At 70.6% G+C, this 22,304-nt stretch carries 16 protein-coding genes; 11 read left to right on the top strand and 5 right to left on the bottom strand.

The annotated features are described in order from the left end of the window. Positions 1–46 precede the first annotated feature (46 nt). Positions 47–2,428: a lysylphosphatidylglycerol synthase domain-containing protein gene (locus AC0VYP_RS13255; protein WP_475469896.1), complete on the top strand. Its 2,382-nt coding sequence runs from the start codon at positions 47–49 to the stop codon at positions 2,426–2,428. Here AC0VYP_RS13255 and AC0VYP_RS13250 read toward each other — a convergent pair. Continuing rightward, the gene (locus AC0VYP_RS13250) at positions 2,397–2,969 is read right to left on the bottom strand and encodes a GNAT family N-acetyltransferase (RefSeq protein WP_475469894.1); all 573 of its coding nucleotides are present in this window, start codon (positions 2,967–2,969) and stop codon (positions 2,397–2,399) included. The two genes, AC0VYP_RS13255 and AC0VYP_RS13250, sit on opposite strands and share 32 nt — an antisense overlap. A gap of 126 nt (positions 2,970–3,095) precedes the next feature. Between AC0VYP_RS13250 and AC0VYP_RS13245 the strand changes: the two genes are divergently transcribed. Then, the gene (locus AC0VYP_RS13245) at positions 3,096–4,532 is read left to right on the top strand and encodes a xylulokinase (RefSeq protein ID WP_475469892.1); all 1,437 of its coding nucleotides are present in this window, start codon (positions 3,096–3,098) and stop codon (positions 4,530–4,532) included. A gap of 29 nt (positions 4,533–4,561) precedes the next feature. On the opposite strand, the gene AC0VYP_RS13240 is transcribed toward AC0VYP_RS13245, so the two are convergent. Together AC0VYP_RS13240 and AC0VYP_RS13235 are read right to left on the bottom strand one after the other, a co-directional pair. Further along, positions 4,562–4,867: a hypothetical protein gene (locus tag AC0VYP_RS13240; RefSeq protein WP_475469891.1), complete on the bottom strand. Its 306-nt coding sequence runs from the start codon at positions 4,865–4,867 to the stop codon at positions 4,562–4,564. Between the two features lie 228 nt (positions 4,868–5,095). Further along, positions 5,096–5,497: a hypothetical protein gene (locus AC0VYP_RS13235; protein ID WP_475469889.1), complete on the bottom strand. Its 402-nt coding sequence runs from the start codon at positions 5,495–5,497 to the stop codon at positions 5,096–5,098. 179 nt (positions 5,498–5,676) lie between these two features. On the opposite strand from AC0VYP_RS13235, the gene fdh reads away from it, so the two are divergent. From fdh to AC0VYP_RS13215, 4 genes are all read left to right on the top strand, one after another. After that, on the top strand, positions 5,677–8,928 hold the full coding sequence (gene fdh, locus AC0VYP_RS13230; protein WP_475469887.1) for a formate dehydrogenase: 3,252 nt from the start codon (positions 5,677–5,679) through the stop codon (positions 8,926–8,928). A 2-nt stretch (positions 8,929–8,930) separates the two neighbouring features. Then, a complete protein-coding gene (locus AC0VYP_RS13225) occupies positions 8,931–9,827 on the top strand; it encodes a 4Fe-4S dicluster domain-containing protein (protein WP_475469886.1) in 897 nt (298 codons plus the stop codon). Continuing rightward, positions 9,824–10,882, top strand: a complete 1,059-nt coding sequence (gene nrfD, locus AC0VYP_RS13220) for an NrfD/PsrC family molybdoenzyme membrane anchor subunit (RefSeq protein WP_285759991.1) — start codon at positions 9,824–9,826, stop codon at positions 10,880–10,882. The genes AC0VYP_RS13225 and nrfD overlap by 4 nt, the downstream gene beginning before the upstream one ends. Positions 10,883–11,037: 155 nt before the next feature. Next, on the top strand, positions 11,038–13,566 hold the full coding sequence (locus AC0VYP_RS13215; protein WP_475469884.1) for an ATP-dependent Clp protease ATP-binding subunit: 2,529 nt from the start codon (positions 11,038–11,040) through the stop codon (positions 13,564–13,566). An 18-nt stretch (positions 13,567–13,584) separates the two neighbouring features. Here AC0VYP_RS13215 and AC0VYP_RS13210 read toward each other — a convergent pair whose 3' ends face one another. Next, the gene (locus tag AC0VYP_RS13210; RefSeq protein ID WP_475469882.1) at positions 13,585–15,156 is read right to left on the bottom strand and encodes a multidrug effflux MFS transporter; all 1,572 of its coding nucleotides are present in this window, start codon (positions 15,154–15,156) and stop codon (positions 13,585–13,587) included. 626 nt (positions 15,157–15,782) lie between these two features. Here AC0VYP_RS13210 and AC0VYP_RS13205 point away from each other — a divergent pair. Then, a complete protein-coding gene (locus AC0VYP_RS13205; RefSeq protein ID WP_285759989.1) occupies positions 15,783–16,070 on the top strand; it encodes a hypothetical protein in 288 nt (95 codons plus the stop codon). Between the two features lie 279 nt (positions 16,071–16,349). Next, on the top strand, positions 16,350–17,375 hold the full coding sequence (locus AC0VYP_RS13200; protein ID WP_475469881.1) for an SDR family NAD(P)-dependent oxidoreductase: 1,026 nt from the start codon (positions 16,350–16,352) through the stop codon (positions 17,373–17,375). On the opposite strand, the gene AC0VYP_RS13195 is transcribed toward AC0VYP_RS13200, so the two are convergent. Next, complete coding sequence (locus AC0VYP_RS13195; protein ID WP_285759987.1) at positions 17,335–18,012, bottom strand: flavodoxin family protein; 678 nt, start codon at positions 18,010–18,012, stop codon at positions 17,335–17,337. The genes AC0VYP_RS13200 and AC0VYP_RS13195 overlap by 41 nt on opposite strands. 206 nt (positions 18,013–18,218) lie before the next feature. Between AC0VYP_RS13195 and AC0VYP_RS13190 the strand changes: the two genes are divergently transcribed. From AC0VYP_RS13190 to AC0VYP_RS13180, 3 genes are all read left to right on the top strand, one after another. Beyond that, positions 18,219–18,677, top strand: coding sequence for a hypothetical protein (locus AC0VYP_RS13190; protein ID WP_285759986.1), 459 nt, complete (start codon positions 18,219–18,221; stop codon positions 18,675–18,677). Between the two features lie 224 nt (positions 18,678–18,901). Continuing rightward, entirely contained in the window at positions 18,902–20,176 is a 1,275-nt protein-coding gene (locus AC0VYP_RS13185) for an ATP-grasp domain-containing protein (protein ID WP_475469879.1), read from the top strand. 94 nt (positions 20,177–20,270) lie between these two features. Next, positions 20,271–22,298, top strand: coding sequence for a CocE/NonD family hydrolase (locus AC0VYP_RS13180; protein WP_475469877.1), 2,028 nt, complete (start codon positions 20,271–20,273; stop codon positions 22,296–22,298). The last annotated feature ends 6 nt before the right edge of the window (positions 22,299–22,304 follow it).

Raw genomic sequence — 22,304 nt, 5'->3', positions numbered from 1 at the left:
CCGCCCCTGGCGCGACGACCAATGGGGACAGGGCAATCTAGGACACGTGGAAACGGGACAAGCGGTATCGGCAGACGGCGCGAGCCCCGCCGACCTGCACACAACGGCGCGCCGACCAACCGACCTGCTGATGGCGGTGATCGGAAGCGGGGTGCTGTTCCTGGTACTGCTGTTCGCCGTCCTCACCTCCGGGCCGCCCGGCACGGCCGAGGCGGAGGAACTGCGCGGACTGCTCCCCGAATCGCTGCTGTTCATCGCCGCGGGGCTGGCCAACATCACCGTCATCCTGCTGATCAGCGTCACGGTCGTCGAACGGCTGCTGCGCCGTGCCTATCGGCAGCTCGTGCGGGCCCTGAGCGCCGCAGCCCTGGGCTACGTCCTCGTGCTCTGCCTCAACGCGGCCCTGATCGCCCTGACCGCCGACATGCTTCCCGGCTTCCTCAGCGCCTCCGACGCCGGGGGGATCGCCAGCAGTCCGCTGCACGCCTACCTCGCCGCGGTCACCGCCTACCTGCGCGCTGCCCGCCCCGTCCAACTGCCCCGCGTGGCCGGTGCCATGACACTGGGAATCGCGGTCACCGCCGCCTCGGTGGTCCTGTCCGGCTACACCACCGTGGTCTCCCTGCTGCTGACCTTCCTCATCGGCCTGATCTGCGCCGACCTTGTCTTCTACCTGGTGGGGAGCGGCGCCCAGGCCCCCCTCCGGCCCCGGTTGGACCGTGAACTCTCCCGTTTCGGCATGGAGCCGCTGAGCCTGACCCCGCGCGGCGGTGACCCCGAGGGCAACCAGCACTTCGTCGCGGAGACGGTGGGACGCCGCCTGGACGTCGTGCTGTTGCGCGCCGACATGGCCAACGGCGTGTGGAAGCGCCTGCTCACGCGGATCGCCCTGCGCGACCCCGCCGCACCCCCCGTTCTGCTGGGGGTGCGGCGCAGGGTCGAGCACACCGCGCTGCTGGAGTACGCGGCCGGCGCCGCGGGGGCGGCCACCCCGCGGTTGCTGGCCGTGGGCGAACTGGACCTGGGCACCGCTGTGCTGGTGCGCGAACACGTCCGCTCCCGTGCCCTCGGCGACGTCACCGACGACACCTTCGACGACGCGTTCGTGGATCGGATCTGGGACGAGCTGCGCCTGCTGCACCGCCACCGCGTGGCCCACCGCAACCTCAGCGCGGCCACCATCGCCCTGCGTGCCGACGGACGCGTCATGTTCACCGGACTGTCCACCGGAACGATCGCCGCCGGTCCGCTGGCCCTCTCACTGGACACCGCGGCTCTCATCACCACGATCGCTTTGCGCGTGGGGCCGCGCCGCGCCGTCGCCTCGGCCGTACGCAGCGCGGGCACCGAAACGGTCGCCGCGACCCTCCCCTTCATCCAGGGAGCAGGACTGCCCTTGGCGTTGCGCCGTGCGCTGCGCGCACACCGCACCCTGTTGGGCCGCATCCGCGAGGAGATCTCGCTGGTGGCCCCCGATGCTCCCGCCCAGGCCGCCAAGGTGGAGCGAATGCGTCCCCGCGCGGTGGTCAGCGTCGTGGCGGCAACGGTCGTCGGACTGGTGCTGGCCTACCAGCTCACCGGTGTCAACCTCAGTACCATCCGCAACCCCTCGGCGCCGTGGGCCTGGGGGGCGCTGGCGATGTCGCTGGCGTGCATGCTCGCCGCCGCCCTGTCTCTCATCGGGTTCTCCCCCGTGCGCATCGCGCTGTGGCGGACCCTGCTGGTGCAGTTCGCGGCCTCTTTCATCCGGATCGCCACCCCGGCGGGCCTGGGATCCCTGGCCATCAACACCCGTTACCTGGCGCGTTCGGGAGCCACGACCCCCGAGGCGGTCGCCGCGGTGGGCGTGTCCCAGCTCGCCGGGCTCATCACGCACGTCCCCCTGCTGCTGCTGTTCGCCTACCTCGCCGGTACCGCCTACCCGGGCGGCGACTTCGCACCGTCGCTGGCCCTGCTCATCGTCGCAGGGGCCCTCTCCCTCGTGGTCGCCGCGGTTCTGGCGCTGCCCCGGTTGCGCCGTGCGCTCCTGGCCCGCGCCCGACCCTACTTCCGGGGTGTCCTGCCCCAACTGCTCGATCTGATCCAGCAGCCCCGCCGCCTCGCACTGGGAATGGGCGGCACCCTGCTGCTCACCTTCTCCTTCGTGCTGTGCCTGTACTTCAGCGTCGTAGCCTTCGGCCACGACCCGGGGGTGGTCGCGATCGGAGTGGTCTTCCTGGCCGGCAACGCCATCGGTTCGGCGGCCCCCTCGCCAGGGGGGATCGGCGCGGTGGAGGCCGCTCTGATCGGTGGTCTCACCGCCGTGGCCGGGGTCCCGGCGGCCGTGGCGCTCCCGGCGGTCCTGCTGTTCCGGGTGCTCACCTTCTGGCTCCCGGTCCTGCCCGGCTGGGCCGCCTTCAGCCACCTGCAACGCGTCGAGGCGATCTGACCCGCGCCCCGCCGGGGGAGGGAACACCCGGTTCGACACCGGGCCAGCGGGCCGCGAAGATCCAGTCCAGGCCGTCGGGGCCCGGGTCGTCCAGGTGCGGCGCGCGCATCAACCCGGCCTTGAGCGCAACACGCTGGGAGGCGGTGTTGTCGGACCGCACCCGCGCGACGAGGGGGTAGACCGGCAGGTACTCGGCGGCCCACCACGCAGTCCAGGACGCGGCCTCGGTGGCCACGCCCCGGCCCCACTCCTCAGGTGCCAGCCGGTAGAACAGGTTGAGAACGTGCCGATCGGCCAGCATCGTGAGCTTGACCCCGCAGAACCCCAGGACCTGCTCCGAACCGTGCTCGCGGATCACCCGGTAGCCGAACCCGAACTGCTGCCAGTGCTCGTCCCAATGCGCCAGGCGCTCCGTCGCCCCGTTCAGGTCGAACACCGCGTCGAAGGGGTTGTACGCGCAGGCCAGCGGGTCGCTGTGGACCGCCAGAACTGCCTCGACATCCTTCGGTTCCGGTCGCCGCAGCGACAATCGTCGTGTCACGGCCTGCGTACCGTCGAATCCGTTTCGGTTCACCCGTGTGATGCTAGTGCCGTATCCGAGGACACGGCGTGCTAGCGGCCCGAGGCCGGTACACGCGCACGACCACCGACCGGAGGGGGACGCGCGATGGCCACCGACGCGCTGTTGGGGATCGACCTGGGCACCAGCGGGGTCAAGGCGCTGGTGGTCGCGACCGACGGAACCGTTCTGGCCGAAGCCGACGCCGCCCATCCGGTTTCGGCACCCGCCCACGGGTGGGCCGAGACCGACCCGAAGGAGTGGTGGACGGCCTGCGTGGGCGCCGTCCACGCCGCCCTGGCCCGCGCAGGGCATCCCAGAATCGTGGCGATCGGCCTGGACGGGCAGATGCACGGCCTGGTGCTCGCGTCCGCCGACGGCACTCCCGTGCGCCCGGCGCTACTGTGGGCCGACCAGCGCGCCACCGGCGAACTCGTCCGTTGGCGCGGCCTGTCGGCCGCCGAGCAGACCCGACTGGCCAACCCGCTCACCCCCGGAATGCTGGGGCCGTTGCTGTCCTGGACGGCCCGCCACGAACCCGCCGCCCTGGCCGCCGCACGCTGGGCGCTGCTGCCCAAGGACTGGTTGCGTCTGCACCTCACCAACAACGCAGCCACCGACCCCTCCGACGCCTCGGCCACCCTGCTGTGGGACATGCCCGCCAATACCTGGTCGTCCGCCGCGATCGACGCGGCGGGCGTCCCGGGCCGACTGCTGCCCCCGGTGCGCTCCTCCGCAAAGTCCTCGGGAGAACTCGCCCCCGAGGCCGCCGCGGAACTCGGACTGAACGCGGGCACCCCCGTTGCCGTGGGGGCGGGTGACACCCCCGCGGCGCTGCACGCGACCGGTCTGCGCGCCCAGCAGGCCCAGCTGACCGTGGGCAGCGGTGCCCAACTCGTCCTGCTGACCGACACCCCCGCGGCCGTCGAAGGAGTCAACGTCTACCGAACAGCCGCAGCCACCGGCTGGTACCGCATGGCGGCGGTACAGAACGCCGGGATCGCCCTCGAATGGGTGCGCGGTCTCCTCGGCGCGGACTGGACCGAACTGTACGACGCGGCCGCAGTCGGGGAGCCGGGAGCGGGCAAAACGCTGTTCGTGCCGCACCTGACCGGTGAGCGCACCCCGGTCCTGGACCCGCTGGCCACCGGTGTGCTGTCCGGGCTGCGGCTGGGCACCGACCGCGCCGCCGTCTTGCGTGCCGCCCTCGAAGGGGTGGCGCTCTCGGTGCGCCACGCCGCGACGGCGCTCCCGGGCGGGCTGCCCGCGAGCGTGCGACTGGCCGGCGGCGGTGCGCGTCACCCCGCTTTTCGGCGACTGCTCGCCGACGTCCTCGGCGTGGAACTGGTCCCCATCACGCTGCGCAGCGCATCGGGGCTGGGTGCGGCCCTGCTCGCAGCGGACGCGGTCGGGCTCTCCGTGCCTGCTCCGGCTCTGGGCCTGGACCTACCGGTGCGGCCCGGACCCGATCGCGCGGCCTACGACGACGTCTTCGCCGCCTACACGGCAGCCGTTGACTACGGTGCGCACGCCAGAGGCCGATGAACCCCGGCCCTCGGGCCGAGGCGAAGAGGCTAGGGGTCCGAACTCAGCGTCGGCGGCGGATGGGGCGAAGTCATCGACGGGGGCTCGGGGTTCCAGCCGGCGATGACCACCACCAGCAGCAGCACCGCGCAGACCATGAATATTCCGCACAGCACCGTCACCACCAGTGAGGACCGCTCCTCCTCGGCATCGGGCCACTCCTCCTCAGGGGGGTCCCAACCGCGAGAATCCTGCAACAGCATCTCGAATTGCCGCACGTAACCCGGGTCGTCGTCGCGGAACCGCTCCTCGATCTCGCGTAAGACCCGCTCCTGACCTCCGGGTGAAAACGCCACGGCCATCGTCCTCCAAGCTCCTCGGCACGACCTCCGGCAAGGAGCGTTCCGGCGCGGCCGGCCGCACCGCGCGCCACCGTCACCGGACCGCCGGACGGTGCTCCCCTCGCCATCGCCCAGGCCACGCGTGCACCCGACGACTAGCCCTGGAAGGCGGGTGTTATGCGTCCTCCGGCGAACTTTCAGCGCTCTTTGCCCGAACCGTCGCGAAAAAAGAGTCGGCCCAGGTCAAGCTGTCTCTGGTGCTGCCTCCAGCGCTGCTGCCAGCCCATCGGGATCGACCACCGTGACGGTCACCCCCCGGTGACGCAGCAGCCCCAAGGGTTCGATTCCCCGTACCGGGGTGCGAAGCCGCACGCACACCCCCCGCCGGGCAGCGGTGCCCAGAGTCAAACCGCCGTCGGCCAGCGACACGCGCGCCCCGATCACCTTCCACGGGACGAACGGTCCACCGACCTGGATCGAGGTGATGTTGGAGCGGGGCGTGTCCACCGTCCACGGGCCGAACCGGATGCGAAGGGCCTGCCCGTTGACATCCACGTGGGCCCGGTCGGGCCGCACCCCCAGGACCGCCAGCACCCGCGCGTACCGCTCATCGAAGTCGAACCCGAAACGCTTGCCCTCGCCCACCGTGTCCTCCAGGTATGTCGGCCTGGCGCCCCACTACCCCCGAGGGTCCAGAGAACCCCGTGACCAGCGCCGAACTCCTCCGTTTCGCAGGCTGGGGCCGGGGGTAGCCGCCGCCGGCGAAGGCGGAGGAACCCGGGGTGCCACCGCTTGGCAGAAGACGACCGAGCGAAGGAGAACCCATGGGAGTCCGCTCCTGGATCGAGTCATGGCCGGTCTACCGCCAGGCCACCGGGGGCGACCCCTCGGGAAGAGGCGCCGCGGCCGAGTCCGACGCCAGCCGCGGGCTCATCCCGCGCACCGCCACGGTCGATCGGGTCGCCAAGTCCGTGTGCCCGTTCTGCGCGGTCGGGTGCGGCCAGGAGATCTTCGTCCGCGACGACAAGGTCGTGCACATCGAGGGCGATCCGGATTCCCCGGTCAGCCGAGGCCGTCTGTGCCCCAAGGGATCGGCCACGCTCCAGTTGACCACCGGTCCCTCCCGGATGCACACCGTGCTCTACCGGCCGCCGCACGGCCGCGACTGGCAGGAACTCGACCTCGACACCGCCATGGAGATGGTCGCCGAGCGGGTCGTGCGCACGCGGCGCGACAACTGGCAGGACGAGCACGAAGGACTGCGAACGGCGCGCACCATGGCCATCGCCAGCCTCGGCGGCGCGACCCTGGACAACGAGGAGAACTACCTCATCAAGAAACTCTTCACCGGCCTGGGCGTCGTGCAGGTGGAGAACCAGGCCCGGGTGTGCCACAGCTCCACCGTCGCGGGGCTGGGCACCTCCTTCGGCAGGGGCGGCTCCACCACGTTCATGCAGGACCTGCAAAACGCCGACTGCATCGTCATCGAGGGGTCCAACTTCGCCGAGGCGCACCCGGTCGGATTCCAGTGGGTCATGGAGGCCAAGGCGCGCGGCGCCACCGTCGTCCACGTCAACCCGCGTTTCACCCGTACCAGTGCACTGGCCGACCTGCACGTTCCCATCAGGGCCGGCACCGATATCGCCTTCCTCGGCGCCATCATCAACCATGTCCTGACCGAGGGGAGGTACTTCCGCGACTACCTCACCACTTTCACCAACGCCGCGACCATCGTCTGCGAGGAATTCCGCGACACCGAGGACCTGGACGGTCTGTTCTCCGGATTCTCCGCCGACAACCGCGACTACGACGTCAGCACCTGGCAGTACGACGGCGCGGCAGTGACGCCCGCCTCGGGCGACCGCGACCAGCTTGCCCGTCGCCGCCTCGAACACGACTCCGCCGTCAGGAACGCGGGACGCCCCGAACAGCAGGGCGCGGGCGGCGCCGGGGTCGGGGGCTCGATCCGGACCGATCCGACCCTGCAGGACCCACGCTGCGTCTTCCAGATCCTCAAACGGCACTACGCCCGCTACACGCCCGAGATGGTCGAGCGCACCTGCGGTATCGCGCCGGAAACGTTCAAAGAGTTATGCGATCTGCTCACCGCCAACTCCGGCCCCGATCGCACCAGCGCCTTCTGCTACGCGGTTGGCTGGACCCAGCACACCGTGGGCACCCAGAACATTCGTGCCGCCTCCATCCTGCAACTGCTCCTGGGCAACATCGGCCGCCCCGGCGGCGGCATCATGGCGCTGCGCGGCCACGCCAGCATCCAGGGTTCCAGCGACATCCCGACCCTCTTCAACCTGTTGCCCGGCTACATCCCGATGCCCCACGCCCACCACGAGCAGTCCCTGGACGACTTCATCCGCGCCGACTCCGCGCAGAAGGGCTACTGGGCCAACATGAGGGCCTACACCGTCAGCCTGCTCAAAGCATGGTGGGGAGAGGCCGCCCACGAGGGAAACGACTTCTGCTTCGACCATCTGCCCCGCATCACCGGCTCGCACGGCACCTACGACACCGTGCAGGCACAGTTGGAAGGAGTCTGCAAGGGCTACTTCCTCATGGGGGAGAACCCCGCGGTGGGATCGGCCAACGCAAAGTTGCAGCGTTTGGGGATGGCCGCCCTCGACTGGCTCGTCGTGCGCGACTTCTCACTGATCGAGAGTGCGACATGGTGGAAGGACGGGCCCGAGATCGAATCCGGGGAGCTGCGCACCGAGGAGATCGCCACCGAAGTCTTCTTCTTCCCCGCGGCGGCCCACACCGAGAAGTCGGGCACCTTCACCAACACCAACCGGATGTTGCAGTGGCACGAACAGGCCGTCGCACCCGCGGGGGACGCGCGCAGCGATCTGTGGTTCATGTACCACCTGGGACGCATCATCCGCCGCGAGCTCGCCGGCTCCACCGATCCCGTCAACCGGCCGATCCTCGACCTCACCTGGGACTACCCCCTGGAGCACGGAGACGAGCCCAGCGCAGAGGCGGTCCTGGCCGAGATCAACGGCTCCGACGCCCACGGCGTGCCCCTCGCCTCCTCCACCCAACTACGCGAGGACGGCTCCACCACCTGCGGCTGCTGGATCTACTGCGGCGTGTACGCAGACGGTGTCAACCAGGCGGCCCGCAGGGTGCCCGCTACGGGGCAGGACTGGATCGCCGCCGAATGGGGATGGGCCTGGCCCGCCAACCGGCGCGTGCTCTACAACCGCGCCTCGGCCGACGCCGAAGGCCGACCGTGGAGCCCCCGCAAGGCCCTGGTCTGGTGGGACGAGGCGACCGGCCGGTGGACCGGCCACGACGTGCCCGACTTCGAAGCCGACAAGAACCCCGACTACCGGCCCGGACCACAGGCAGGCGGGGTGGCCGCGCTCAGCGGCACCGACGCCTTCATCATGCAGGCCGACGGGAAGGGCTGGCTGTACGCGCCCGCCGGGTTGACGGACGGGCCCCTCCCAGCGCACTACGAGCCGCAGGACTCGCCGTTTCGCAACCCGCTCTACGACCAACAGCACAGCCCGACCCGACTCCTCTATCCGGGGCGCCACAACCGCTACCACCCCGACGCCCAGACCCCGGGAGCCGACGTCTACCCCTACGTGGTGACCACCTACCGGCTCACCGAACACTTCACCGCCGGCGGAATGAGCCGCTGGACGCCCTACCTCGCCGAACTCCAACCGGAATTCTTCTGCGAAGTCTCACCGGAACTGGCCGCCGAACGGGACCTGTGCCACGGCGGCTGGGCCACCATCGTCACCGCCCGAAACGCCGTCGAGGCCCGGGTCCTGGTCACCGACCGCATGGCGCCGCTGCGCGTCCAGGGGCGCACGGTCCACCAGATCGGCCTGCCCTACCACTGGGGCACCAACGGCTACGCCACCGGCGACGCGGCCAACGAGCTCTCGTCGATCTCACTGGACCCCAACGCCCACATCCAGGAGGTCAAGGCGCTGACCGCCGACATCAGACCGGGCCGCCGCCCGCGCGGCGCACTGCGCCCCGCCATGGTGCACGCCTACCAGGAGCGTGCCGGAGTCACCGACACCACCGGAACGGAAGCGTGAGCATGACCCTCGACGAACAACCGCGCACCGGGGGCGAACCCTCGCGCAAGGGTTTCTTCACCGACACCAGCGTGTGCATCGGATGCAAGGCGTGCGAGGTCGCCTGCAAGGAGTGGAACGCCGTCCCCGAGGACGGCCTGGACTTCACCGCCATGTCCTACGACAACAGCGGGGGACTGGGCGCCGACACCTGGCGCCACGTCGCCTTCATCGAGCAGCGGCAGCCACTGGGGGGCCAGGAGACCGGGGTCGGGCGCACCACGACGACCGTCAACCTGGGGATGCCCCTGCCGCGACCACCCGGCGCCGACACCGGACCAGAGGAACGGGGCGAGTTCCGCTGGTTGATGTCCTCCGACGTCTGCAAGCACTGCACCAGTGCCGCCTGCCTGGACGTATGCCCCACCGGTGCCCTGTTTCGCACCGAGTTCGACACCGTTGTCGTCCAGCAGGACATCTGCAACGGCTGCGGCTACTGCGTGCCGGCCTGCCCCTACGGGGTCATCGACAAGCGCGAGGGCGACGGGCGCGCCTGGAAGTGCACGATGTGCTACGACCGTCTCGGCGCGGGCATGGAGCCGGCGTGCGCCAAGGCCTGCCCCACCGACTCCATCCAGTACGGCGACCTCGACGAGTTGCGCCAGCGCGCCGACGCCCGGGTGGAGCGCCTACAGGAGGCCGGTATCACCTCGGCGCGCCTGTACGGACGCGATCCGCACGACGGTGTGGACGGCACCGGCGCCTTCTTCCTGCTCCTGGACGAACCGGAGGTCTACGGGCTGCCACCCGACCCCGTCGTGACCACCCGAGACCTGGCGTCGATGTGGCGCCACGCCGGCGTGGCCGCGGCCGCCCTCCTGGCCGGAGTGGCGCTGGCCTTCGCAGGGAGGCGACGATGAGCACCTCCGACGTCACCAAAGACGGAATCACCGGCGCGCGCCCGGACCGCGACGCCCTGACCGGCGCAACCCGCCCCGGCCGACGCCGTCGCCGACGGGGCGAGCAGCTCATGGTCCCCGATGCGGAGTTCGGTTCCTACTACGGAAAGCCTGTCCTCAACCAGGTCCCTTGGGCCGAATCCGACATCGCCGGATACCTGTTCCTGGGCGGTCTGGCCGGCGCGTCCTCCGGACTCGCCGCCGGTGCCCACGTGACGGGCCGCCCGGCACTGGCCACGGCGATGAAACTCACCGCGCTGGCCGCCATCTCCGGCTCGGTCGTCGCCCTGGTCCACGACCTGGGGCGCCCCGCACGATTCGTCAACATGCTGCGGGTCTTCAAACCGACGTCCCCCATGAGCGTGGGGTCGTGGCTGCTGGCCGGCTACGGTCCGCTGGCGGGCGCCGCCGCGATCAGCGACCTCACCGGCCTCCTGCCCAGGGCCGGCACCGCGGCCACCCTGGCGGCGGCCCTGGGCGGGGCAGCGGTGGCCGCCTACACCGCGCCGCTCATCTGCGACACCGCCGTGCCCGCCTGGCACGACGGTTACCGTGAGATGCCTTTTGTCTTCGTCGGATCGGCGGCCGCAGCCGCAGGGGGTGCCGGAATGCTCGCGGCGCCGATGGCCCAGGCGTTGTCGGCCCGACGGGCGGCGGTGGCCGGAGCGGTACTGGAGACGCTGGCGCTTTACCGCATGCGCGCCCGGATGGGGCTGGCCGCGCAGACCTACGACCGAGGCCGGGCGGGACGGCTCATGAAGGCCGCCACGACGCTGACCGTGGCCGGCGCGACCGGCGCCGTGCTCCTGGGCGGCCGCAGCCGCCTGGCCGCCGCGTTGTCAGGGGCCGCGCTCCTGGCCGGTTCCGCCTGCACGCGCTTCGGTGTCTTCTGCGCGGGAACCGCTTCGGCGGCCGACCCCAAGTACACGGTCGTGCCCCAACGGGCGCGCCTGCGCGCCCGCGCCGGCGATCTCGCGGACCGGGAAGAGCCCGCCGACACCGTTCGAGGGAACTGACCGGGCCCCGGTTTCCCGCCAGTGGCGGGCAGCCGGGACGGGGTTGTGATCGGACAGGACGGGTAGCCGGACCCGTCGGGCTCGGCTGCCCGTGGCCGGACATCGGTGCCAACGGGCTGCCAAGTCGTAATGGCACCGACGAAGGGCAGCCGACGATGACGCACGATTTTCCGGCCGGCGGAGAGTTCGACCAAGGGGCCTACGAGGAGTTCCTGGCCCGGTTCTTCGGCAGGGGAGGCCCCAGCGGGCCGACCCGGCGGGTGGACCTGTCCCGGTTGATGGACGAGCCCGCTCGGCAGATAGTCGCCGAGGCCATCGGCCGCGCCAGCCAGGCCGACCACACCGACCTGGACGCCGCCCACCTGCTGTGGGCGCTGCTGCGCCACGAGCCGGCCCGGGCGCTCGTCACCCGCACCGGGGCCGACCCCCAGCAACTCGCCCAGTCGGCCGCGACCGAGGCCGAACGCGCTCCGCACACCCCTTCGCCCACCCCCGTGCTGACCCCTGCGGCCAAGCGCACCCTGCTCGACGCCCACCAGGTCGCCCGGGCGCTCGGCTGGCCCTACATCGCCCCTGAGCACCTGCTGCTCGCCCTGGCCGCCAACGAGGATTCCCCGACCGGCCGGATCCTGGGCGGAGCCGGAGTCACTCCCGACGCACTGCGCGCGGCCGCGGGCGCCGTGCCCAACACCGAGGCGGGCGGGCCCGCGCAAGGCGACAGTTCCACCCCCACGCTCGACGAGTACGGCACCGACATGACGGCGCTGGCGGCCGACGGCCGTCTCGATCCCGTGGTGGGGCGCGACGAGGAGGTCGAACAGACCATCGAGGTCCTGGCCCGGCGGCGCAAGAACAACCCCGTCCTCATCGGGGACCCCGGAGTGGGCAAGACCGCGATCGTGGAGGGCATCGCCCAGCGCATCGTCAACGGCCAGGTGCCCGAGACCCTGCACGGCCGCCGCCTCGTCCAACTCGACCTTGCCGGCATCGTCGCCGGTACCCGCTACCGCGGCGATTTCGAGGAGAGGCTGCGCGGCCTCATCACCGAGATCCGCGACAACGCCACCAAACTCCTGGTGTTCATCGACGAGATGCACACCCTGGTGGGTGCGGGCGGTGCGGAGGGCGCGGTGAGCGCCGGCAACATGCTCAAACCGGCGCTGGCCCGCGGTGAACTGCACGTCATCGGCGCCACGACCATCGAGGAGTACCGCCAGAACATCGAGAAGGACGCGGCGCTGGAGCGCCGTTTCCAGCCCATCCTCGTTCCCGAGCCCAGCGTCGAGGACACCATCGAGATCCTGCGGGGCCTGGCCGACCGCTACGAGGCCCACCATCAGGTGCGCTTCAGCGACGAGAGCCTGGTGGCCGCGGCCAGGCTCTCCGACCGCTACGTCTTTGACCGCTACCTGCCCGACAAGGCCATCGACCTGGTTGACCAGGCCGGAGCCCGGGTGCGGTTGCGCACCAAGACCCCGAGCGTGGACCTGCGTGAGCTGGAGCAGGAGCTGCGGGGCCTGGAAACCCGCAAGGAGCAGGCGGTCCGTGACGAGGACTACGAGCGCGCCTCACAGGCCCGCGACGAGATCGCCCGCACCAGGGAGAAGATCAGCCAGGCCCGCTCAGAGGGGCCCACCGGCGTACCCGAGGTCGGGGTTTTTGACGTCGCCGACGTGGTCTCCCGTTCCACGGGCATCCCCGTCGCCCAGCTCACCCAGGAGGACCGTGATCGGCTCACCCGACTGGAGGAGCGCCTGCACACGCGGGTGATCGGCCAGGATGAGGCCGTCGAGGCGGTTGCCGAAGCGGTGCGCCGTTCCCGGGCGGGCCTGGCCTCGCCCGACCGGCCCATCGGCAGTTTCCTGTTCCTGGGGCCCACCGGGGTGGGGAAGACCGAGCTGGCACGTGCCCTGGCAGAAGCCCTGTTCGGCTCCCAGGACCGTATGGTCCGCTTCGACATGAGCGAGTTCCAGGAGCGCCATACCGCCAGCCGCCTGGTGGGGGCGCCGCCCGGATACGTCGGCTACGAGCAGGCCGGCGAATTGACCGAGGCGGTCCGGCGCACCCCCTACGCCGTGCTGCTGCTCGACGAGATCGAGAAGGCGCACGCCGACGTCTTCAACCTGCTGCTCCAACTGCTCGACGACGGCAGGCTCACCGACGGGCAGGGCCGCACGGTGGACTTCCGCAACGTCGTGGTCATCATGACCAGCAACCTCGGTTCCGACCTCGTCACGGGCAGCGGCCCCATCGGTTTCCTCGGGGAGAGCGGTTCGGGGGACGAACCCCGTCAACGCGTCATGCGCCGACTGCGCGAGGAGTTTCGCCCGGAGTTCCTCAACCGCATCGACGAGATCATCGTCTTCTCCCCGCTGGGGGAGGAGCAGTTGGTGCGAATCACCCGGATGCTGCTCACCGACGTCGAACACCGCCTCAGCGTCCAGGACGTCGCCATCGTGTTCAGTGACGCCGCCGTGCACTGGATCGCCGAGAACGGCCACCAGCCGGAGTTCGGCGCACGGCCACTGGCCCGGACGATCCAGCGCACCGTCGGCAACCGGCTCTCCGCCAAGCTGCTCAGCGGCGAGATCCATCCCGGGGACCGGGTCCGCGTTGACGCCGAGCACGGCGAACTGCACTTCTCGGTGGAGCCGGCCGCCGACTCCGCGGTCGGCGCCGGCTGAGGGCGCGTCGCCTCCCGCTCACGCGCGCCGCAGTTCCAGCATGTTGCTGTCAACGTCGGCCAGCGTGTCGCCTGGCGTCCGCACGGCGGGGAGGTCCCACGCGCCGACGCCTTCCACCGGCACCGGGAAGAGTTCGCCGTCTAGACCGTAGCGCTGCCCCGCGCCCAAGGCGCCCACGTAGGGAACCACCTCGTAGCCGGCGTGGCAACGCTGTAGGACGTCGCGGGCCCGCAGGTCCAACCCGCTCAGCGTCGCGGTCATGCGCTGACGCTGGTCCTGCCCGGCGACGAGGCGCGCGGCCAGTGCGGCGCGCCGCACCACGCGCAGCGGAGCGCTGAACCCGGCGAGCGTGACGAAGACGACTGCCGCGCCCACCGCGGTGGCCAGCATGACCGCCGTCATGCTGAACATGCTCGACCCTTCGCCGTGGCCCGCCGTGGCGGCCAACCCGCCGCCGATGGCGAACTGAAGGGTTCCCAGAAGGGCGGAGCCGGCCCCTGCCACCGACGCCGGCTGGCTGGCGATGGCCAGGCTTGTGGCATTGGGGGAGACCAGGCCGGTGCAGAACATCATCACGAACAGCACGGCCGTGACGGTGACCAGGCTCGCCTGCCCGGTAAGGGTGATCGCGGCCAGGCCCAGCACCGCTGCGATGCTGCCCAGCAGCCCCGCCAGGAGCCGGCGCGGGGTGTCCACCCGGCCGATGAGCGCGGCGTTGAACTGGTTCCCCAGGACCATTCCCAGGGAGTTGACGCCGAAGATGATGCTGAACTGCTGTGGGGTGGCGCCCAGCTCGTCCTGGGAGACGAAGGAGAACGCCGAGATGTAGGTGAAGGTCATGGCGAAGCTGAGCGCCATGGTCAGTGCCGGTCCGATGAAGCCCGGGGAGGTCAGCAGACGGGCGAAGACCCGCAGGGTCGAGCCCTGCTGGCCGTGCGTGCGCTTCTCGCGCGGAAGGCTCTCGGGCATCGCGAAGAAGACGAGGAACAGGCTCACCAGGCCGGCGACCGCCAGCACCACGAAGATCAGCCGCCACGAACCCAGTAGCAGCAGTTGGCCGCCCAGGACCGGACCCAGCATCGGGGCCAGGCCGACCAGCAGCACCAGGCGGGACAAGAACCGTGCGCCGTCCTCGCCCTCGAAGGTGTCGCGCACCACCGCACGCGAGATCACCGCCCCGGCCGCACCCGCCAGCCCTTGGAGGAATCGCAGAACGCTCAACGATTCCGCGGTGGGTGCGAAGGCACAGGCCAGTGACGACACGGTGAAGGCGGAGACCCCAACGAGCAGCGGCCAGCGCCGCCCCCAGCGGTCGCTCATGGGACCGATCACGAGCTGACCCAGGGCAAGGCCGATCATGATCGCGGTCAGCGTCAGTTGCACCTGGGGCTCGCTGGCGCCAAGGTCCTCGGCGATGTCGGGAAACGCCGGCAGGTAGAGGTCGGTGGCCAACGAGCTCGTGGCCGAGAGCAGCCCGAGGACGAACACGAGCAGGGCCACCGATCGTGTGGGGACACCGGGATCGGCGCGGGCGTTTCCCCGCGTGGTGCGGGTGACCGGAAGACGCAGGCGCAGGCTGGTCAAAGACACAGGACACTCCAAAGGGCACAGTGAACGAGCCACAGAACAGACAAGGAAATTTGCGCCGATGGGCCGAGCGGCTGGGCGCGGAAGAGCCCCAAGAAGGGGACACTCCGCGTGCAACGCACGCTCCCCCCACGAGTAATCCCCTGGTCACAGTCCTTTGGCGTGACCTCGGGCACGTTGGCCCGGCTTCGTGGAGAAGCCCGCTCCCTAAAGGGATGTGGCCCTGCCGGCCCGGTAATTCTTCCGTCCCCGACGCATCGGGGGACGGGATGAGGGCCGCCTCCGCCGGGGGATCGGTCTGCGAGCCGCGCGCTCCGCGAAGCGGCCCGTCACCGCCTGCACCGCGTTCTGCGGGCCCGGAACGGGCGAACAGCATCGCGATCGCCCGATCCACCGGGCATCCCGTGCCGTGGACTTCGACGGTCAAGGGCGAAGTCTTTGCAGGTCACATTAGGCAAAAGTGGGATGGGTGGCAGTTGTCGTCGCCCCGTCGCCCGGAGAAACGGCCCCGTCGATGATTCGAGGCGCCAAATCCGGTTAGGGGGAAGTCCGCCTCCACCCATGACGATGCCTCAACACGGCCAGGTCGAGGCGCGTACTGATCGAACCGCACCATCGGGAGAGAGAGCATGATCGATCCGTTTCCGCAGCACCCCTACAGACGCGGCACCAGGGTGCACGGCGCCGCGGAGCGCGCCTCGCGCACCTTTGCCACGGGAACCGCCTCCGTCGTGGACGCGTGGCATGCCGGTGGCGGCTCCTACACCTACCTGGTGCGCACCGACGACGGTGCACAGGAGTACTGGTCGTCGCCGATGACGATCCCCGCCGGCACGTGGATCGGCAAGAACGGGGACGAGACGCTGGAAGAGCCCGCGCTGGCCGGGGCGAGCGCCGGCGAGGAAACGGCCGCGTAGGCGACCGCAACGGTGCGCGGACGACCGCCCCGTTCCTGCCGGGCGCCCGCATCCGACACGTCGGCCTGAGCCGCCCCTGCCCGATCGGGACGGACACGACCATCGCACGCGACAACGGCCGCTTCCGGTGAGCCGGTGGCCCGCGGGCCGAAGCGGCGAGACCGACCGGTGCGGGGTCGGCCCCGCCTCCCTCTTCGACGGGCGAGGCGAAACCGTGCAACGGCCCGCTCCCCGGATGGGCACCCCTTGAGACCACACGTGAGAGAAGACGGGAACGCTATGCGGATGACGACAGTGGCGGTGGGCGCCGCGGCGGTAGCGGCGGCCGCGCTCGTGAAGGCGTACCGCATGACCGATCTGCGCGGCAAAGTCGTCCTGGTGACGGGGGGCTCGCGCGGGCTGGGACTCCTGTTGGCCCGCGAACTCGGGGCACAGGGATGCCGGGTTGCGGTGTGCGCCCGCGACGAGAACGAACTGAAGAGGGCGGTCCGGGACCTGGAGGTGCGCGGGACGCGCGCACTGGGGCTTCCCTGCGACGTGCGCGACCCCGACCAGGCACGCGCTGCCGTTGCCGAGGCCGCCGCACATTTCGGACAGCTCGACATCGTGGTCAACAATGCCGGCGTCATCCAGGCGGCGCCGCTCGACGCAGTGGACATCGACGACTTCGACAACGCCATGCGCACGATGTTCTGGGCGTCGTTGCACGTGGCCCAGGCGGCCCGCCCGCACCTGCGTCACGGGGGAACGCTGGTCACCATCACCTCGGTGGGCGGCGTGGTGAGCCCGCCGCACCTGCTGCCCTACGCCTGTGCGAAGTCGGCCCAGGTCGCCCTCTCCGAAGGACTCGACGCCGAACTCGCGGCGGAGGGCATCCGCGTGCTCACCGTCGTGCCCGGCCTGATGCGCACCGGTTCGCACCGCCGTGCCTCCTTCGCCGGGAACCCCGGTGCGGAGTACGCCTGGTTCGCCGTGGCAGCCGGCCTGCCCGTGCTGTTGACGGACGCCAAACGCGCGGCCCGGCGCACCGTGGCGGCCATCCGGTCGGGACGCCACCACCTCGTGCTCACCCCGCTGGCGCGTACCGCCCTCGTCGCGCACGGCGTTGCCCCCGCGGCGACCCAGGGGGTCCTGCGTGCGGTCCATCGGATGCTTCCGCGCCCAGGTGGAGAGGGCGCCGTCAGCGGACTGGAAGCCGGCCCCAGAGCGGACCGGTGGGGAGCGCGCCTGCTCACCGCGCTCAACGACCGGGCGAGCCGGCGTTTCAACCAGTACCCCGCTCCGGGGGAGACACCCGCCGGGTGAGCCGTCGAAACCGGCCCGCCCGCAACGTCCTCACGACTGCGGCGGGACGGGCAGGCCCCGCCGACAGTGCGGTCGCCGCGGCCACCAGGTTGTGCGCCATGGTCCGGGCGGTGTGGTCGGCCCAATCGTGGCCGTGCGCGGTCTCGCAATAGGAGGGACCTGCCCCCGGGCCGGCGTTCCAATAGACCCACGCCTGGCCCGGGACCGTGTACCCGACGTCCACCAGCCCTCCGGCGATCTCACTGATCACGTGGTGGGCGCCGCCCTCGTTCCCGGTGACCACCACGCCGGCCACCCGGCCGCAGGCCACCGGTGTGCCGTCCTCGACGGTCTCCGAGAGAAGGGCGCCCATCCGCTCCAACACCCGCTGGGCGGCGGACGAGGGACGCCCCCGCCAGGTCGGGGAGGCCATGACCAGGATCTCCGAGGACAACAACCGGGCGCGGATCGGCGGCCACCCGTCGCCCTCGCCCAGATCGCTCTCCACACCGGGGCGTGTTGCCCGGTCCACCGCAGGCACCCACTCCACCTCCACTCCCGCGGCCCGCATTTCACGTGCGACCACCTCGGCCAGCGCTTCGGTGGTGGAGGGGGCGTGAGCGGACGTGAGCGTGCAGTTCACGATGACGGCGCGCATGGTGGTCTCCGATCGGCCGGTTCACGACAAGTGGACGATGGCCGAGCGGCGGCCACCGGCGCCGGACGGCTACCGAACCGGTCACCGGGCAAACGGCTGCACCGGCGCCTTACCCCAGGGTTTGCCCGGTGATGATCTCGGTAGCCCCTCCGTCGCGAGGCCGGCAACCAGTGCCCACGCCCGCGCAGCGCAAAGGAGAGCGGAGCATGGGAGTGGTGAGGGCCAGCGCCCAGGGGGCCGTGGCAGGCGTGATGGCGACGCTGCCGATGAGTGCCGTGATGAAATCGGGGCTGTCCGGGAACAGCATCAGCCGTCAGCCCCCCAAACTCCTGGTGCGGGTCTTCCTCCCCAAGGGCAGTCGGAACCGCCCCCGGGCAGGGGAGAACCCCGCAGCCTTTCTCGCCCACCTCGGCTTCGGCGCGGCGGCGGGAGCCGTGTTCGGTGCGTTCACCGGGAACCGCCCTCCGCGCCCGTTCACCGGCGCGGCCTACGCCCTGGCGGTCTGGGCGGCGGCGTACGAGGGATGGGTCCCGGCGGTGGGCGCCCAGCCCCCCGCACACCGTGACGACCCGAGGCGGGCGACCACGCTGCTCGTGGCCCATCTCGTCTACGGGACGGCGTTGGCGGCGGGGCTGCGAAGGATCCGCGTCCGCCGCCAAGGGTGACGGCCAAAACCGTTGACACGGATGCCGGGGTGGGGGGACGTCGCCGTCCCCCCACCCCGGACTCGTCCGCGGGAGTCAACCGTCCGAACTGCACCGACGATCGATGCTTCCGCGCCGAGCTGCACAAACGAAGAGCTTGACTCGGTGAAATGAGTGAAACGTTCCATTTGGGATAGCCGCTGGGGGGACGTTGGACAAATCAACAACTGCATGAGAGGCCCCCCATGTCGGAAAACATTTTTGTCTTAGGTCTGGACGAGCACAACCACGAGACCCTCAGTGCCCTCCCGCACTTCACGGACTACCGTTTCCACCCCCTGCTGGACCTGGAAAAGCTTCAGAACAGCGAGGACATCGACATCCCCGCCCTGCTGGCGCAGGCCCAGGAGCGGCTGGACTCCTTCGACGGGTCCATCGACGCCATCATCGGCTACTGGGACTTCCCCGTCAGCTCGATGGTCCCCATCCTGTGCCAGCGCTACGGGCTGCCCGCCTCCCCCCTGGAAGCGGTGGTCAAGTGCGAGCACAAGTACTGGAGCCGTCTGGAGCAGCGCGAGGTCATCACCGAGATCCCCGGCTTCGCCGAGATCGAGCCCGGGACGAAGGGCAAGCCCAACGACCTCGACTACCCGCTGTGGCTCAAGCCGGTGAAGGCGTTCTCCTCCGAACTGGCCTTCCGGGTGACCAACGACACCGAGTTCCGCGAGGCGCTGGCCGAGGTGCACGAGGGTGCGGGTCGCGTCGGCGAGCCCTTCGAGTTCGTCATGAACCAGGTGGAGATGCCGGCCAAGGTGACCCAGGCCGGTGGCTCGGCCTGCCTGGCCGAGGAGGAGGCCACCGGTGACCAGGTCACCGTCGAGGGCTACGTATACAAGGGAGAGGTCCGCGTCTACGGGGTCATCGACTCCGAGTGCTATCCCGGCACGTCCAGCTTCCAGCGCTATCAGTACCCCTCCAGCCTGCCCGAGGACGTCACCGACCACCTCGCCGAGATCTCCCGGCGCGTCATCGCCCGCCTGGGCCTGGACTCGGTGACCTTCAACATCGAGTACTTCGTCAACTCCGAGAGCGGCCGGATCACCCTCCTGGAGGTCAACCCGCGCCACTCCCAGTCCCACGCCAAGCTCTTCGAGTTCGTCAACGGCATGCCCAACCACGAGTGCGTGGTGCGTCTGGCACTGGGGCAGGAACCCGAACTCACCCACGGAGGCGGTGAGTACGCGGTCGCCGGCAAGTGCTTCCTGCGCCACTTCGAGGACGGCTTCGTCTCGCGGGTGCCCACCGCCGACGAGGTCGCACGCATTGAGGCCGATCATCCGGGTACCACGATCAAGGTCGTCGCCCACGAGGGGGAGAACCTGTCGGACCTGCCCTCCCAGGACAGCTACAGCTACGAGCTGGCCCAGGTCTTCATCGGTGCGGCCGACCAGGCCGGGCTGAACCGCACGTACGAGTCGTGCGTCGAGGCGCTGCCCTTCCAGATCGACGCTCCCCGCTGACCGGAGCCGTGCGGGCCGCCCCGGCTACGGCCGGGGCGGCCCGCATCCCGGTGTCGGGGCGAACACACGCAGAGAAGAGAGGCAAAGGAGGACCATGCGAACGGTGACGTCACTGCCCAGCGCGGTACGCGAGGACGAGCACGTGTGGATTCCGCTCAAGGACGGGACCCGGCTCGCCGCCAGGATCTGGCGCCCCACCGGTTCCGACGGCGACCCGGTGCCCGCGATCCTGGAGTTCATCCCCTACCGCCAACGCGACCTCACCGCTCAGCGCGACTCCGTGCACCACCCCTACATGGCCGGGCACGGGTACGCCTGTGCCCGGGTGGACCTGCGCGGCAGCGGCAATTCCGAAGGAGTGCTGGCCGACGAGTACCTGGAACAGGAACTCGTGAACGCCGAGGAGGTCCTGGCCTGGCTCGCCGAACAGCCCTGGTGCGACGGCCGGACCGGGATGATGGGCATCTCCTGGGGCGGGTTCAACGCCCTCCAGGTCGCCGCGCGCAAGCCCGAGAGCCTGCGCGCGATCATCACCGCCTCCTCCACCGACGACCGCTACGCCGACGACGTCCACTACATGGGCGGCTGCCTGCTGGGCGACAACCTCTCGTGGGCCTCCACGATGTTCGCCTACAACTCCTGCCCGCCCGACCCGGCCGTGGTGGGGGAGAAGTGGCGCGAGATGTGGCACGAGCGGCTGGACGGCAGCGGACTGTGGCTGGACACCTGGCTGCGCCACCAGCGTCGGGACGACTACTGGAAGCACGGATCGGTCTGCGAGGACCTCTCCGCGATCCAGATCCCGGTCATGGCGGTCAGCGGCTGGGCCGACGGCTACTCCAACTCCGTCTTCCGGCTGATGGAAGGACTGGATGTCCCCCGGCTCGGGCTGATCGGCCCGTGGTCGCACAAGTACCCCCACCTCGGCCAGCCCGGGCCCGCAATCGGATTCCTCCAGCAGGCGGTGCGCTGGTGGGACCGCTGGCTCAAGGACGAGGACAACGCCATCATGGACGAGCCGATGCTGCGCAGCTGGATGCAGGACAGCATGCCGCCCTCCACCGCGTACGAGGAGCGTCCGGGCCGCTGGGTGGGCGAGCCGTCCTGGCCCTCCCCGCACGTGAGCACCGAGCGGCGCCTGCTGGGGGCGGGGGTCCTGGCCGAGCCCGAGCAGGAGGTCGTCCCCGCGGAGCGCACCGTGCAGTCCCCACTGTCGGTGGGGCAGTTCGCGGGCAAGTGGTGCTCCTACAACGCCCCGCCGGACCTGCCCTACGACCAGCGCGAGGAGGACGGTGGCTCCATGGTCTTCGACAGCGAGCCCCTGGCCGAGCCGCACGAGATCCTCGGCGCACCCGCGCTGGACCTGGAACTGGCGGTGAACCGGCCCGTGGCGATGGTCGCGGTACGGCTCTCCGACGTCTCGCCCGACGGCAAGGCGACCCGGGTCAGCTACGGTCTGCTCAACCTCACCCACGCCGAGGGGCACGAAGAGCCCAGAGAACTGGAGCCGGGGCGCCGCTACCGGGTCTCGGTGCCGCTCAACGGGGTCGCCCACGCCTTCCCTGCCGGTCACCGTATGCGCGTCTCGATCTCGACGTCGTACTGGCCGCTGGCCTGGCCCCCGCCCGAGCCGGTACTCATGCGGGTCTTTTTGGGCGAGTCCACCGCACTGTCCCTGCCGACCCGGGCGACCGCGGCCGACGACGACGTCGCCCCGGTGCCCTTCGACGAGCCGGAGGGCACCGAGCCCATCAGCACCACTCAGCTGCTGCCGGGTGAACAGCGCTGGGGCGTCTCGCGCGACCTGGTGGACTACGGTGCGTCGCTCGATGTCGTCAAGGATCTGGGGACCGTCCGCTTCGAGGACATCGACCTGGAGGTGGAGCGCCGCTCGGAGGAGCACTACGGCTGGGTCGGCGACGACTTCGACTCGGTGCGGGGCGAGACCGTGTGGACCATGGGCTTCTCCCGGGGCGACTGGAGCGCCAGAACCCGTACCCGAACCGTTCTGACCTCCACCCCCACCGAGTTCCGCCTGCACGCGACCCTGGACGCCTTCGAGGGCGACGAGCGCGTGTTCGCCCGGGACTACACCACCGCCATTCCCCGCGACCACGTCTGACCCCGC

It is taken from the genome of Nocardiopsis sp. iso_186, from assembly GCF_056173365.1.
The sequence above is the reverse complement of the archived record's forward strand: the minus strand, read 5'-3'. Positions and strand labels throughout refer to the sequence as shown.